This is a genomic window from Micromonospora sp. WMMD812 (genome assembly GCF_027497215.1).
GTDB lineage: Bacteria > Actinomycetota > Actinomycetes > Mycobacteriales > Micromonosporaceae > Micromonospora.
Genome location: NZ_CP114904.1, coordinates 5,614,090 through 5,628,549, shown reverse-complemented (window position 1 = coordinate 5,628,549; position 14,460 = coordinate 5,614,090). Strand labels below are relative to the sequence as shown.

General features: G+C 73.1%; 15 protein-coding genes. 8 read left to right on the top strand and 7 right to left on the bottom strand.

Annotated elements, in window-relative coordinates; translation table 11 throughout:
- Positions 1-46: 46 nt before the first annotated feature.
- Complete coding sequence (locus O7603_RS26075; protein WP_281572385.1) at positions 47-1,060, bottom strand: PDZ domain-containing protein; 1,014 nt, start codon at positions 1,058-1,060, stop codon at positions 47-49.
- Positions 1,061-1,243: 183 nt separating this feature from the next.
- On the opposite strand from O7603_RS26075, the gene O7603_RS26070 reads away from it, so the two are divergent.
- On the top strand, positions 1,244-2,470 hold the full coding sequence (locus tag O7603_RS26070; RefSeq protein ID WP_281572384.1) for a zinc-dependent metalloprotease: 1,227 nt from the start codon (positions 1,244-1,246) through the stop codon (positions 2,468-2,470).
- 178 nt (positions 2,471-2,648) lie between these two features.
- On the opposite strand, the gene O7603_RS26065 is transcribed toward O7603_RS26070, so the two are convergent.
- Together O7603_RS26065 and O7603_RS26060 are read right to left on the bottom strand one after the other, a co-directional pair.
- Positions 2,649-3,248 carry a hypothetical protein gene (locus tag O7603_RS26065; RefSeq protein ID WP_281572383.1) on the bottom strand — a complete coding sequence of 200 codons (600 nt, stop codon included), beginning with the start codon at positions 3,246-3,248 and terminating at the stop codon, positions 2,649-2,651.
- A 150-nt stretch (positions 3,249-3,398) separates the two neighbouring features.
- Complete coding sequence (locus O7603_RS26060) at positions 3,399-3,932, bottom strand: M48 family metallopeptidase (protein WP_281572382.1); 534 nt, start codon at positions 3,930-3,932, stop codon at positions 3,399-3,401.
- Positions 3,933-4,456: 524 nt separating this feature from the next.
- On the opposite strand from O7603_RS26060, the gene O7603_RS26055 reads away from it, so the two are divergent.
- The 3 genes from O7603_RS26055 to O7603_RS26045 all read left to right on the top strand — a co-directional run bounded on the left by O7603_RS26055 (position 4,457) and on the right by O7603_RS26045 (position 7,362).
- Positions 4,457-4,624: a DUF5679 domain-containing protein gene (locus O7603_RS26055; protein ID WP_007072829.1), complete on the top strand. Its 168-nt coding sequence runs from the start codon at positions 4,457-4,459 to the stop codon at positions 4,622-4,624.
- Positions 4,625-4,828: 204 nt separating this feature from the next.
- Positions 4,829-5,881 (top strand): TOMM precursor leader peptide-binding protein, encoded by a 1,053-nt coding sequence (locus O7603_RS26050; protein WP_281572381.1) that lies wholly within the window; start codon positions 4,829-4,831, stop codon positions 5,879-5,881.
- Positions 5,882-6,015: 134 nt separating this feature from the next.
- Positions 6,016-7,362, top strand: coding sequence for an AarF/ABC1/UbiB kinase family protein (locus tag O7603_RS26045; protein ID WP_281572380.1), 1,347 nt, complete (start codon positions 6,016-6,018; stop codon positions 7,360-7,362).
- A gap of 329 nt (positions 7,363-7,691) precedes the next feature.
- Here the strand turns inward: O7603_RS26045 and O7603_RS26040 are convergent, their stop codons facing one another.
- From O7603_RS26040 to O7603_RS26030, 3 genes are all read right to left on the bottom strand, one after another.
- Positions 7,692-8,057, bottom strand: coding sequence for a WhiB family transcriptional regulator (locus O7603_RS26040; RefSeq protein ID WP_281572379.1), 366 nt, complete (start codon positions 8,055-8,057; stop codon positions 7,692-7,694).
- 130 nt (positions 8,058-8,187) lie between these two features.
- Entirely contained in the window at positions 8,188-8,442 is a 255-nt protein-coding gene (locus O7603_RS26035) for a hypothetical protein (protein WP_281572378.1), read from the bottom strand.
- A 123-nt stretch (positions 8,443-8,565) separates the two neighbouring features.
- Positions 8,566-10,728 carry an ATP-dependent DNA helicase UvrD2 gene (locus O7603_RS26030; RefSeq protein ID WP_281572377.1) on the bottom strand — a complete coding sequence of 721 codons (2,163 nt, stop codon included), beginning with the start codon at positions 10,726-10,728 and terminating at the stop codon, positions 8,566-8,568.
- A 93-nt stretch (positions 10,729-10,821) separates the two neighbouring features.
- On the opposite strand from O7603_RS26030, the gene O7603_RS26025 reads away from it, so the two are divergent.
- Entirely contained in the window at positions 10,822-11,064 is a 243-nt protein-coding gene (locus tag O7603_RS26025) for a mycoredoxin (RefSeq protein ID WP_281572376.1), read from the top strand.
- 64 nt (positions 11,065-11,128) lie between these two features.
- Here O7603_RS26025 and O7603_RS26020 read toward each other — a convergent pair whose 3' ends face one another.
- Positions 11,129-12,397 (bottom strand): MFS transporter, encoded by a 1,269-nt coding sequence (locus tag O7603_RS26020; RefSeq protein ID WP_348651036.1) that lies wholly within the window; start codon positions 12,395-12,397, stop codon positions 11,129-11,131.
- A gap of 227 nt (positions 12,398-12,624) precedes the next feature.
- Between O7603_RS26020 and O7603_RS26015 the strand changes: the two genes are divergently transcribed.
- From O7603_RS26015 to O7603_RS26005, 3 genes are all read left to right on the top strand, one after another.
- On the top strand, positions 12,625-13,605 hold the full coding sequence (locus tag O7603_RS26015) for a helix-turn-helix transcriptional regulator (RefSeq protein WP_281572374.1): 981 nt from the start codon (positions 12,625-12,627) through the stop codon (positions 13,603-13,605).
- 71 nt (positions 13,606-13,676) lie between these two features.
- Entirely contained in the window at positions 13,677-13,916 is a 240-nt protein-coding gene (locus O7603_RS26010; RefSeq protein WP_281572373.1) for a DUF397 domain-containing protein, read from the top strand.
- Positions 13,917-14,130: 214 nt separating this feature from the next.
- Positions 14,131-14,406: a hypothetical protein gene (locus O7603_RS26005; protein WP_281572372.1), complete on the top strand. Its 276-nt coding sequence runs from the start codon at positions 14,131-14,133 to the stop codon at positions 14,404-14,406.
- Positions 14,407-14,460 lie beyond the last annotated feature (54 nt).

Genomic DNA, 14,460 nt, shown 5'->3' with positions numbered 1-14,460 from the left:
TTCCTGAACGCGGCGGCCCACGGTCACACCGTGCCGTCGGCGCGGGTCAGCAGCGGGTCGGCTGCCCTCCGGCGCGCAGCGTCTCGAGCGCGGCCAGCGCCTCGTCCAGGGTGCCGACCCTGATCAGCGGCAGGTCGGGCTGCGGGTTGCGGACCGCCTCGGCGCAGTTGTCCGCCGGCACCAGGAAGACCTTCGCGCCGGCGTGCTTCGCGCCCACCAGCTTCTGGGCGATGCCGCCGATCGGGCCGACGGTCCCCTCGTCGTCGATGGTGCCGGTGCCGGCGACCACCATGCCGCCGGTCAGGTCGGCGGGGGTCAGCTTGTCGATGATGCCGAGGGCGAACATCAGGCCGGCGCTCGGCCCGCCGATGTCCTCCAGGTCGATGCTGAGGCTGAACGGGTGCGGCTGCTGCTGCTCGATCTCGACACCGATCCGCGGCCGGCCGTCCTGCTCCCGACTGGTCACCTGGGCGGTCGCCGGTGCGCCGTTCCGGGTGTAGCCGATGGTCAGCGCGGTGCCGGCCGGCTTCGCCCGGATCAGCTCGGTGAGCCGGGCGGCGACCGGCACCGGCTGACCGTCGACCGAGGTCAGCACGTCGCCCACCTTGAGCACGCCGGCGGACGGCCCGTCGGCGGCCACCGTCTTCACGACCACCTGCACCGGGAAGCCCAGCTCCCGCAGCGCGGCGGTCTCCGCGCTGGTCTGCGACGCCGCGAAGTCCTCGGCGTTGCGCTGCTCGACCTGCTCCTGCGACTCGCCGGGCGGGTAGACCAGCTCCCGGGGCACCACCGCCTCGTCCTTGGAGAACCAGCCGACGATCGCCGAGCGGAGCCGGACCGAGGGCTGGACGCCGACCGTGGTGAGCCGCAGCTGCCCGGCGGAGGTGGAGGTCGCCCGGCCGGAGACCTGGATGACCTCCTTGCCGTTCTCCGTGCCCAGCGTGTTGACGGTCGGCCCCGGGCCGAGCACCACGTACGGGATCGGCGTACCGAGCACGCCGATGCTGAGCAGGGCGGTGAGAAAGGCACCGAGCAGGACGGTCACGCCGCGACGTCTCATGCGGCAGAGCGTACCGATCGGTCCGGGCCGTCTCGGCGACCCGCGGGAACGACTTCGCCCTCAGCGCAACGCCAGCGGCGCGACCTGGGGCGTGGCGCGCGTACCGTAGACGTCGTGCCTGATATTCCGTTCGGTTTCGCACTCCCGGGTGGGCAACCACCAGACCCCAACGATCCCGCGCAGATGCAGCAGTTCATGTCGCAGTTGCAGCACCTGCTCTCCGCGTCGGGCAGCGGGCCGGTCAACTGGGACCTGGCCCGGCAGGTGGCGGCCAGCCAGCTCGCCGCCGCGGGCGATCCGGCGGTGTCGCCGTACGAGCGCAACGCCGTGGAGGAGGCGCTGCGGTTGGCGGACCTGTGGCTCGAGCCAGCCTCCGCCCTGCCGTCCGGCATCCAGACGTCGGTGGCCTGGAACCGGAACGAGTGGATCTACAAGACCCTGGACGTCTGGCGCAAGCTCTGCGATCCGGTGGCCAGCCGGATGGTCGGCGCCATGGGCGACCTGGTGCCTCCGGAGGCCCGGGCCCAGCTCGGCCCGATGCAGTCGATGGTGGCCACCCTCGGCGGCGCGCTCTTCGGCGGCCAGTTGGGCCAGGCTCTCGGCTCGCTCGCCGCCGAGGTGCTCTCCGCCGGCGACATCGGGCTGCCGCTCGGCCCGGCCGGCACGGCCGCGCTCATCCCCGCCAACATCAAGGCGTACGGCGAGGGCCTGGAGCTGCCGGAGGACGAGGTCCGGCTCTACGTGGCCCTGCGCGAGGCCGCCCACCAGCGGCTGTTCCAGCACGTCCCGTGGTTGCGCGGCCATGTGCTGAGCGCGGTCGAGATGTACGCCTCGGGCATCCGGGTCAACCGGGAGGCGATCGAGGAGGCGATGGGCCGGGTCGACCCGACCGATCCCGAGTCGATGCAGGCCATCGCCCTGGAAGGCATCTTCACCCCGGAGGACAGCCCCGCGCAGAAGGCCTCGCTGGCCCGGTTGGAGACCGCGTTGGCGCTGGTCGAGGGGTGGGTCTGCCACGTCGTGGACAGCGCCGCCTCCGGCCGCCTGCCGAACGTGGTGCGGCTGGCCGAGGCGTTCCGGCGCCGCCGCGCCGCCGGCGGCCCGGCCGAGCAGACCTTCGCCGCCCTGGTCGGCCTGGAGCTGCGTCCGCGCCGCCTGCGCGAGGCGGCGGCGCTGTGGGCGGCGCTCACCGAGCACCGGGGCATCGCCGGGCGCGACGCGCTCTGGGGCCACCCGGACCTGCTCCCCTCCGAGGACGACTTCGCCGACCCGGTGGCGTTCGCGATGGCCCAGTTCGACCTCAGTGAGCTGGAGAACTTCGACTTCACCGCCCCCGGCGGCCCGGAGGAGCAGAAGCCCGGCGAGGCGGAGCGGCGGCCGGACGACACCGACGGGGACGACCGCTCCTGATCCGCCCGTCGGCCGCGGATGGGCCGTGGTGGGGCCGATGGTGCCGCGCGGCCCGACCACCCGCATCGAGCGTTATGCCTCTGAGTCTCTCTGAGGCATAACGCTCACGGCCCGGCAGCAGGTCCCGAACGCCGGGACCGAGCCGCCAGGGCGTTCGGCGATGAGCAGCGCCGCCCGGTCAGGCGCCGCCGGAGAGCAGGGCCCGCGTGGTCTCCCACCCCTCCACGGCTGGGTCGAGCGTGGCCAGGTCGGCCGGGCCCCGCAGCCGGCGCCAGGCCGGAGTCACGGCGAGGTCGCCCGGGCGTGGGGCCGCCGCACGGACCGCCGCCGGCACCGCGCGATCCAGGTCGAGTTCCGGCAACCAGCCGGGTACGGGCAGCCGTGCGGCGACGCCCAGCAGGCCCGGCCCGCCGCCCTCGGCCGGGGCCACCGCGACCGGTCGGCTGGTCAGCGGGCGCAGCAGCTTGCCGATGGTGAGCCCCGGCAGGTCGGGCGCGTCGGCGGCGACCACCGCCGCCTGGTCGTAGCCGGTCAGGGCCGCGAACACGGCGCTCGGCGTCGGCTCAGGCACCTCGTAGACGGCCATGTCGGGCCAGGTGACCGCGTCGGCGAGCCACCGGTCGGCCGGGGTGACCGCGACGGCGGTGTCGACCTCGGTCAGCGTGGCGAGCAGGTCGACGGTGTCCTCGGCGAGCGCGCCGCGCCACCGCTTCGGGTCGACGCCGGGGGGCGCCCACGCCACCGGCCCGAGCAACGCCACCACCACCCGCCGCACCACGTCCCCGACCCTAACCCGTCCCCGCGCTCCCCCACCCGACCCACGCGGGTGGGACCACGGGTGCACATCGATCAGGGGGTTGGCGGCGCGAGACGGGCGCCGGCGCTGGCACGCCCGGGATCGAGGGATCGCCGGGTGCCGGGCGGCCGGTCAGTCGGTCAGCGCCGGGACGCAGGCGGCCGCGGCGACGCCCTCCAGGTAGCCGCGGGCCCGCTCCGTCTTCGAGTAGCGGCCGACCAGGGCCCAGAACGAGGCGTTGTGGCTGGGCACGATGAGGTGCGCCAGTTCGTGCAGCAGCACGTAGTCGATCACCCAGTCGGGCATGTCCTGGACGCGGTGCGAGATCCGGATGGTCCGGTCGGCGGGGGTGCAGGAGCCCCAGCGACCGTTCTGGTTCGTCACCCACCGCACGCTGGCCGGGACGGCCTGCCGACCGTACTCGGCGAGGTAGGTGTTGATCAGTCGGGTGGCCCGGCCGAGCAGCTCGGCGTCGGACCGGGCGAGGCGCCCCTCCCGGGCGGCGAGCCGGGCCAGCATGCGGTCGACCCACTCGCTCTCCTCGGCCCGGGAGAACTGATCGGGGATCAGGACGACGACCCGCTCACCGTCGCGGTAGGCGGACACCGTACGTCGCCGGCGCTGGCTGCGCCGCACCTCGACAACCGGCTTACGCGCCCCTGCCATCACAGGCCCGCGCAGCCTCGGATTGCTGCCACGAGGGAAAGTTACTGCGTAGTGACCAGGGGTCGGAAGGGTCAACCCCGCGACACGCGCCCGGAAGATGGTGATTGGTCGCCAGGAGTCCCGAAAAAATTCTTGCCGGACCTGCGCGCAGGGTCACCATCACCCTTCGTGATGGCTCGTCGTACCGCCACCTGGGAGATCACCACACCCCTCCACGTTAGGTGATCAACCCACGCGACCGTCGCTCGGGGGACCCCGTGCGGGGGTTCTGAGCGGTTTCGGTCGGCGTGTCCCCGCCAAACTGACTTATCCGGCGTTATTCGCCGTGCACACTCTCGTCGTCGGCTTCCTCACAGTGTCGATGCACAGCTGACATGGAACCGCCCAGACCTGGGTAGGGTCCGCGGACCAGCGGTCACGTGGGTGGCCGTAGGAGTTAGACCCAGCGCCGGCGCCCCGCGTGGCCCGCCGCCGGGAAACCCGCCGGGACGGCATCGGCCGGCGGACGAGACGAGGAGGGCACCGTGGCCGACCAGGCCCAGACCTACAACGGTTACTGCGTCAAGTGCAAGGAGAAGCGCGACTTCGAGGGACACATCGAGGTCTCGAAGACCGGGATGAACATGGCCAAGGGCAAGTGTCCGGTGTGCGGCACAACAGTGAACCGCATTCTCGGCAAGGCCAAGGTCTGACCGGACCGCGGCAACGGGGGAGGGGTGGCCGGTGGCCACCCCTCCCCCGTTTGCTGTCACTGTCCGCCCACTGTCGCGTGCCCGACACGGTTACCGGCCGGTTGTGGACAACTCGCGTTTTCCTGTGGACAGCCCTGGACAGGGCCCGCCATACCTGTGGACAACGATCGACCCACCGCACTGACACGGTCACGATTCGTTGTCATGACGCGTGCCGCACTGCCCCGCCCGACCCTGCTGCCCGGCCTGACCCGGCTGTGGCGCGACCGGCACACCCTCCAGCTCGGCGTCGGCCCGGAGCGGGCCGTCCTGCTCGAGATCGCCAACCCCCGCGCCGCCCGGTTGCTGGACCTGCTCGACGGCACGCGCAGCGAGCGCGGCGTGCTGGCGCATCCCGCCGCCGCTGACGTCGGCGCCGACGAGGCCCGTACGCTGCTCGACGCGCTGCGCACCGCGGGCCTGCTCGTCCCCCGCCACACCCTGCTGCCACGCGAGCTGGCCGGGCCGACCCGGGCCCGGCTCGGCGCGGAGGCCGGGGCCCTCGCCCTCACCGCCACCCGGCTGCCGGCCACCCCGGCCCAGGTGCTCCGCCGCCGGCGCGCCGCGCGCGTGCTGGTGACCGGCGCCGGCCGGCTCGGCGCGGCGGTCGCCGTGGCGCTCGCCCAGGCCGGCGTGGGCCAGGTCACGCCGGACCTCGCCGGCTCGGTGCAGCCCGCCGACCTGGTCGGCACCGGCATCCCCGCCAGCGACCTCGGGCGTTCGCTCGCCGCCGCGGTCGGCACGGCGATCATCCGGGCCGCGCCCGGCACCGGCGGGCACCCGGGCCGGCGCGGCCGGGCGGACCTGGTGGTCCAGCTCGGCCACGACCGCCCGGCGGCCCTGCTCGCCGCCGGGTACGCCCAGCGCCGCCAGCCTCATCTGCTGATCACGGTCCGGGAGGGCGTCCCGGTGATCGGACCGCTCGTCCGACCGCCGGTCGGTCCCTGCCTGAACTGCGTCGATCTGCACCGCACCGATCGCGACCCGGACTGGCCCCGTCTCGCCGCCCAGCTGGCCGGCGACGTTCCGGCCCAGGCCGGCACCACCGCCACCCTCCTCGCGGCGACCGGCTTCGCGGCGGCGGAGGCGCTGACGCAGCTCGACGGCGGGCACCCGGAGACGCTCGGCGGGGCGGTGGAGGTCGACGGGCCGGGCCGCCTCCGCCGCCGGACCTGGCCGCCCCACCCCTCCTGCGAATGCTCCCGTCGCCACCGCTGACAGCGGCACCATCGAGGCCTTCCGGCACGTCGCGGTGCGCCTGGTGCCCGGTCTCCGCCCCGGAGTCCGGACCGAACGACGGTCGCCGCGCCGCTCAGCAGCCGCGGAGCGGCCGCGTCGGTAAGAATGACCGGGTGACCGACATCCCGCGCCGGGCCGTGTCCCGGACCGCCAAGCTCGCCGCACTGCCGCTCGGCTTCGCCGGCCGGACCGTCCTCGGCATGGGAAAGCGCGTCACCGGGCTCGCCTCCGACGTGATCTCCGCAGAGATCCAGCAGCGCACCGCGGAACAGCTCTTCAGCGTGCTCGGCCAGCTCAAGGGCGGCGCGATGAAGTTCGGTCAGGCGCTGTCGGTGTTCGAGGCGGCGCTGCCGGAGGAGATCGCCGCGCCCTACCGGCAGGCGCTGACCAAGCTCCAGGAGGCCGCGCCGCCGCTGCCGGTCGCCAGCGTGCACAAGGTGCTGACCGAGCAGCTCGGCCCCGACTGGCGGGACCGGTTCGTTGAGTTCAACGACACCCCCGCCGCCGCGGCGAGCATCGGCCAGGTGCACCGGGCGGTCTGGCGCGACCCGGGCTACGGGCCGTCGGGCGCGCCGCACCACCGTGACGTGGCCGTCAAGATCCAGTATCCGGGTGCCGGCGACGCCCTGCTCGCCGACCTCAAGCAGCTCTCCCGGCTGGGCGGGATGTTCCGGGCGATCCAGCCCGGGCTGGACGTCAAGCCGCTCCTGGTCGAGCTGCGGGAACGAATCACCGAGGAACTCGACTACGAGTTGGAGGCCGAGTCACAGCGCGCGTTCGCGGCCGCGTACGCCGACGACCCGGAGATCTACATCCCGGCCGTCGTCTCGTCCGCGCCCCGGGTGCTGATCACCGAGTGGGTCGAGGGGACGCCGCTGGCCGACATCATCCGGGAGGGCACCGAGGAACAGCGGGACGAGGCGGGGCGGCTGATGGCCACCCTGCACCTCTCCGCGCCGATCCGGGCCGGGCTGCTCCACGCCGATCCGCACCCGGGCAACTTCCGGCTGCTGCCCGACCGCCGGCTGGGTGTGATCGACTTCGGCGCGGTGGCGCGCATGCCGGAGGGCACGCCCGAGCCGATCGGCCGGCTGGCCGGCCTCGCCCTGCGGGGCGACGCGGAGGGAGTGGTGAACGGGCTGCGCGAGGAGGGGTTCCTCACCCAGACCGATCCGATCGACGCCCAGGCGGTCCTGGACTACATCCGGCCGATGCTGGAACCGGTGGCCGCCGACGAGTTCCGGTTCACCCGGGCCTGGCTGCGATCCGAGGCCACTCGGCTGGCCAGCCCCCGGTCTCCCGCGTACCAGCTGAGCCGGCAGCTCAACCTGCCGCCGTCGTACCTGCTCATCCACCGGGTCACCCTCGGATCGATCGGGGTGCTCTGCCAGTTGGAGGCGAAGGCGCCGTACCGGCGCATCCTGGAGCGCTGGCTGCCCGGTTTCGCGCCGGTCGCCTGACCGGGGCCGGCCACGGCGGGCGCCGCGGGTCGTGAGTACGCCGAAGGGCGGGTGGCCGTACCGGCCACCCGCCCTTCCGTGTTGGTGGGTCTCAGAGAAGGCCCAGGTCACGCGCCGCCTGGTTGCGGCCCTTCATCGCGACGGTCAGGGCGGAACGGGTTGCCTCAGTGCTCGTGGTGGTACGACCGGCCTGAGGCCGGCGCATTCGAGCCCGGGACAACGCTTCGTGGAGTAGTTGCATTTCGACGGCTCCGTTCGGGACGTGCAGCATGGTGTTCTCACTCGCTGCCGGCGTGACACCGGCGTAGGTGGGACGGATCGGGTTCATGTCAGGCCGCCAACCGGACCGCGTTACGCCCCTGGGACAGCCCACTGGCCGCCAGTCGCGCCTCGGCCTCGACCCGGAGAGCGGCGTCGCGGGCGACGTCCTCCTTGCGCGGACGGCCACGGGGCCGCTTGCGCGGAACGACCGCGCCACGCTCGAAGATCTCGCCACCCCAGACGCCCCAGGGCTCGGCCCGCTCCACCGCACCGGCGAGGCACTCGACGCGCAGCGGGCAGTCCCCGCAGAGCGACTTGGCCAGCTCGAGCTCGGCGGGCGAGTCGGAGAACCACAGGTCGGGGTCGAACTTCCGGCAGGGCAGGTTCGCCTCCAGCTCAACGCTCACGTCGAGTGGGGCCAACGCCAGACTCATCACCCGGTCACCTCTCTCTCACTTCGATCTCGTGGATCGCTACTTCCGACAACTTCGGCGGGGTAAAAAACTGAGGCCGCGGATCCCGGTGTGCGGGTTCCGCGGCCTCGAGGTGAGCCGGTGGTCTGAATCAGACCGGTCTACCTCGAGGTGGAACACCGCGGACATCCGTGCGCTTCTTGGCGACACCGATGCCCATGCCCGTGAAGCCACTGGTCCCATCGACACCGTTCGGCGCGACGGTCAGGGTCAGCTCGGCCTGAACCTGGACCTGGTGCACCTGCGGAACCGACGGTCGTGGGGCGGCAAGGGCCACCCGGACAGCCGACAGCGGAGCGCAGACGGCAGACAGCGCCGCCGGACGCTCATAGGTGAAGATCTCCATTGGTGCCACCTCCCTCACGTTCCTCGAATCGACTGGACCTGACCCCGTTGAGCAGCGCGAATGACGCCGCTCGCGAGGTGTGTCCTGAGGTTATTCCTCGCCCGGGGGCGAGGGCAAACGAATTTACGACGAGATTTCGAAAGTTTTCTCCGGGCAGGCGTCGTCGACCGTCGCGCCCGCTACCAGGGCGAGTACAGACTCGCCGTAAAGGCCGAGTTTGCGTGGCCCGATGCCGGCGATGGCGATCAGCTCCTCCGCACGCCCGGGCCGCCGCTCGGCGAGCGCGGTCAGCGTGGCGTCGGTGAAGACGACGTAGGCGGGGACCTTCTGCGCGCCGGCCACCCGCTGGCGCCAGTCGCGCAACCGCTCGTGGAGCTCCTCGTCGATGTCGGACGGACAGGTCGCGCAGCGCCCGAGCTTGCGGTCCGGGCCGGCGAGCAGCGTCGCGCCGCAGATCCGGCAGGAGACGATCTGCGTGCGGCGGCGCTCCGGCCGGGCGGCGGAGCCCGTGCCGCGAGCCCGTTCGGCGCCGCCGGACCGGTCGAGCTGGGGCAGGAACCGGGACGGCCGCCGGGCGCGGCCGCCCGGCGAGCGCGCCGCGGCGTACGACAGCCACAGCCACTCCCGGGCCCGGGTGACCCCGACGTAGAGCAGCCGGCGCTCCTCCTCGACCTGCTCGACGGTCTTCGCGTACGTGGTGGGGAGGGTGCCCTCGGAGAGCCCGACCAGGAAGACGGCATCCCACTCCAGGCCCTTCGCCGAGTGCAGCGAGGCCAGGGTCACCCCCTCCACCGTCGGCACGTGCTGCTGGGCGGCCCGGCGGTGCAGTTCGTCGGTGAAGCCGGCCAGGGTCACCGGGCGCTCCACCGACGCCGCCGCACCGATCGGCAGCACCTCGGGCGTGGCCGCGTACTCCTCGGCGAGCTGCACCAGCGCGGCGAGCGCCTCCCAGCGTTCCCGCGCGGCGCCACCGGCGGGCGGCGCGTCCGGCGCCCAGCCGACCGCCGCGAGCGCCTCGACCACGGCGGCCGGCAGCGGCGTCTCCCCCGGGATCGAGCGGGTGGCGGCGCGCAGCGCGACCATCGCCTGGCGCACCTCGGCCCGCTCGAAGAACCGCTCCGCGCCCTGCACCACGTACGGCACCTCGGCCTCGGTCAGCGCCTTCTCGTACGCCTCGGACTGGGCGTTGGTGCGGAACAGCACGGCGATCTCCCGGGCCGGGGTGCCGGCGTCGACGAGCGCCCGCGCCCGCGCGGCCACCGCGTTCGCCTCGGCCGGCTCGTCGGTGAAGATCCGCAGCTCCGGCTCGGGGCCGGGCGGGCGCTGCCCGCGCAGCTCCAGCCGCAGCCGCGCCTCGGTGCCCCGCGCCCGCGAGATCACCGAATTGGCCAGCCCGACGACCTGCGGGGTGGACCGGTAGTCGCGGACCAGCCGGACCACCACCGCGTCGCGGTGCCGGCGCGGGAAGTCGACCAGGTACGACGAGGTGGCACCGGTGAAGGAGTAGATCGTCTGGCTGGCGTCGCCGACCACGGTCAGGTCGTCCCGGCCGCCGAGCCACGCCTCCAGCAGCCGCTGCTGAAGCGGGTTGACGTCCTGGTACTCGTCGACCACGAAGTGCCGGTACTGCGCGCGCACCTGCTCGGCGACGTCGGCGTGCTCCTCGATCCCCCACACCGCGGCACGCAGCATGTCCTCGAAGTCGATCACACCGTTGCCGCGCTTGATCTTCTCGTACGCCGCGAAGACCTCGGCCACCTTCGCCGGCTCGTGCGGGGTGTCGCGCAGCGCCTTGGCCGCCGCCACCACGTACTCCCCTGGCTCGACCAGCGACGACTTGGCCCACTCGATCTCGCCGGCCAGGTCCCGCGCGGCGGCCCGGTCGGTGCGCAGGCCGACCCGGGCGGCGGCGAGCGTCACCAGCCGCACCTTGCTGTCGAGCAGCTCGGGCATGGCCCGGCCGTCGAGCAGCCGGGGCGCGAAGTAGCGCACCTGGCGCAGCGCCGCCGCGTGGAAGGTGCGGGCCTGCACACCGGGCACTCCGAGGACGGTGAGCCGGCTTCGCATCTCGGCGGCGGCCCGGGCGGTGAACGTGACCGCGAGCACATGCCGGGCGGAGACCTCCCCGCCGAGGACGCGGTGGGCGATGCGGGAGGTGATGGCCCGCGTCTTGCCGGTGCCGGCGCCGGCCAGGACGCAGACCGGGCCGGCGGGCGCAGTCACCGCGCTGCGTTGCTCGGGGTCGAGCCCGGCGAGCACCCGCTCGGACGCTGAGTGAACCACCACAGCCAGGAATTCTCGCAGCCACCCCGGACGTTGCAGCGGTTAGCCTCGGCTTGATCGGCAAGCCGCCGGGTGGAGCAGTTGGAGGATCTGACCATGCTGACGATGTATTCGACCTCGTGGTGCGGCTACTGCCACCGGCTGAAGTCGCAGCTCGACCGGGAGGGCATCGGCTACGAGGTGGTCGACATCGAGCAGAACCCGGAGGCCGCCGAGTTCGTGATGAGCGTCAACGGCGGAAACCAGACGGTGCCGACGCTGCGCTTCGAGGACGGCAGCGCGCTCACCAACCCCTCGATCACCCAGGTCAAGCAGCACCTCGCCGGCATCGCCGCCTGACCTGCGCAGCACCGACCGGGTGGCCGTCCCCGCGGACGGCCACCCTTCGTCGTACCCGGGCGAGTCATCGCCCCCGCCGACGGCGTGTCGTGCCGACAACTTCATGATCGACGGGGCGACGGGGGCGCGGGACGCCCGGGGTGGCGGGGCGGCCCGGCGGGGTGAGGTGCCGGGCGTGCCACAGGTAACCGCCGGCGAGGAGGGTGACCAGACCGGTCAGCACGAACAGCAGCCGGTAGTCGAGGATGCCGACCAGCAGCGCGCCGGTGCCGATCGAGACCGCCTGCGGGCCGCTGACCACCGCCTCCGCGGCGGCGGTGACCCGCCCGAGCAGGCGGGGCGGGGTACGCCGCTGGATGAGCGTGTTCAGCCCGACCATGGTCAGCGGTAGCGAGACCCCGGCCAGCAGCAACGCCGCGACGCCCAGCCGGAGATCGGGGTACGCCAGCGCCAGCGCGGCCGGCCCGAAGAAGGCTATGCCGGCGGCGAGAGTCCCCACCTCGCCGAGCCGGCGCACCACGCCGGGTGAGCAGAGCCCGCCGACCAACCCGCCGATGCCCTGCACGGTGACCAGCACGCCGACGAACGCGGCGTCCCGGCGCAGCCCGTGGTCGACGTACGCGAAGATCAGTGACTCGGTGAAGCCCATCACCAGCGAGCCGAGCCCGTAGCCGAGCAACGCCCGGCGCAGCGCGCGCTCGCCGGCCAGATGCCGCAGGCCGGCACCCAGCTCCGCGGGCCAGCGCGGGCCTGCCCCGGGCGGCGACGGTTCCGCCGTCCGCAGCGCGGCCACCACGGCCGCCGCGACCAGGAACCCGGCCATGCCGATCACGGCCAGCGCCCCGCCACCGATCGCGGCGTAGAGCCCGGCGCCGGCCAGTGGGCCGATCAGCCGCAACCCCTGCCGTACGGTCTGCAGCACCCCGTTCGCCTCGGCCAGCAACTCGACCGGCACCAGTTGACGGATCAGTCCGCTGAGCGCGGCGCTGAGGGTGAGGTACGAGAGCCCGTACAGGGCGGCCACCAGGTAGATGATCCACACGTCGTTCCGGTCCCGGACCGCGATCAGCGGCGTGAGCAGCGCCGCGGTCGCCAGGTTCGCCACCACGAAGAACGGTCGACGCGGGTAGCGGTCGACGAACCAGCCGACCAGCGGCGCCAGCGTCATCGGCGCGATGATCGCGAAAATGGTGCCGCCGGCCAGTCCGTTCGACCCGGTCAGGTCCTTCACCCAGACGGCGAGCGCCAGCAGCAGGATCGACTCCGCCGTCATGCTGGCCAGCAGCCCGCCGAAGAGCAGGCGGAAGTCGGGACGGCGCAGGACGGTGCGCATGGATCCTCCGGCTGGCGGTGGCGCGCCCGGGGTGGACGCGGTCGGGGGCCGCGCGGCCCGTGCGGCCTGCCGTCGGGCGGCGCCGCACGCTTCCACGGTCCTCTTTTCTGCAAGACACGCCCCCGCCGAAACCTTCGACGCCGGTCGCGCCGTCCATACTGACGGTGGGGGGCGAATTTCATACAGTTACCGTCGCGTCCGCGGCGGTCGACGGGAAAGAGGACGCCGTGCCTCCTGCCTCACCCAGCCCGATCCTGCGTCGCCGCAGGCTGGGCACCGAGCTGCGCCGGCTGCGCGAGGCCGCGGGCCTCACCGGGGACCAGGTCATCGAGCGGATCGGTTGGGCCTCCGCGTCCAAATTGTCCCGACTGGAGAATGGCCGCAGCCGGCCCGACCCCCAGGACGTCCGGGACCTGCTCGACCTCTACGGCGCCGACGAGGCACTGCGCGCCGAACTCCTCGGCATCACCGAGGAGGCCGGTGACATGCGCGGCTGGCTGAGGAACTTTCCAGTGATGACCCAGCAGCAGCGCGGGTGGGCCGAGCTGGAGGCGGGCTGCGCGGAGATCTCCGAGTACAACCCGGTGCTGGTGCCGGGGCTGTTGCAGACCCCCGGCTACGCCCGGGTGCGGATCGTCTCGGCGCGTCAGGTCGGCGAGCGGGCCGGCGACCCGGAGCCCACCGAGGAGCCGGAGACCGAGGTGCAGGCCCGGCTCGCCCGGCAGACGCTGCTCACCCGGGAGCCCGACGCGCCCCGCTACACCGCGGTGCTGGAGGAGGCGGCGCTCGGCAGCCGGGCCGGCCCGCCCGAGGTGCTCCACGAGCAGTTGGTGCAGCTCTGCGAGCTGGCCCTGCTCCCCAACGTCACCCTGCACGTGCTGCCTCGCGACACTCCGATCGGCGACTGGTATCTCCCGCCGACGGCGTTCTCCCTCTATCGGTTCGCCGACCCGCTCGATCCGGAGACGGTCGCCATCGAAGGGGGGTTCACCGACGTCATGTCGACCGAGGCAAAAACACTAAATCGCTATAAAGTGGTGTTCGAGTGGCTATGCACGGCGGCGCTTCCCGCCTCGGACACCCTCTCCTGGCTGATCGAGGCGACGGGACGGCTGACCGAGACGGCAGCCCCGTCCACAGTGGCGTACGGACCGGCAACGGCGCCGGTTCAACGCCGCCGGCGTCCGGGGCGGCTGACGGAACGGTGATCCACGGGGGACCCTCCGTCGGGCGTGCGGCACCACTCGTCCCATCGCAGCGGTTCGAATGGAGCAGAACCATGAACGAAACCCGCAACACGCCGTCCGTCTCCGCCCGGCACCTGGCGGACGCCCCGTGGCGTAAGAGCACCCGCAGCCAGACCTCCAACTGCGTGGAGGTGGCACCGCTCGGCACCCGGCCGGGGGTGGTCGCGCTGCGGGACAGCAAGGACCCGAGCGGCCCGGTGCTGCTGTTCAACCGTGCCGGCTGGCTGGGCTTCATCGCGGGGGCGAAGGAGGGACAGTTCGATCTGGACTGACCCGGCGAGCGGGGCGGGGCCGTCGGCACGATGCCGGCGGCCCCGTCGCATGTCACCCTCCGGCAGGCCACTGACCAGGTATCCGATGATCGGACGAGGCTCCACACCGATAGTCGCGTTTCAGTTGCTGAGACGAATACGCGGCGTAACATGGCGGCAGAGTGACGTGGAACTTCCACACCGGCCATCAGTCGCGGCTCATCCGGAGACCCACATGCGGTTCCTGATCGTTCGCACCGACATCCGCGCCGTCGCCGACGGAGACATCGCCGCGGCCTGGGCCGGCGGTCACCGGCTGCGCGACGAGACGACCTCCCCGGAGCCGCGCCGGCAGATCGTGCACGCCGAGGACCGGGACGCTGCGCTCCTGCTGGCCCGCGCTCTGTCCACGGTGGGTGCCGTACGCGCCGGCCGGCAGCGGGTCAAGGTGCTGCCGCTGAGCGAGCTCGAACACGGCCGGTGGCGTCCACCGAAACGCGCCGCCACCTGAAGACGTCCGTCGTGGCCGGACCGGCTCCCCCGCCGCGTTCCTCGCCCACCGACC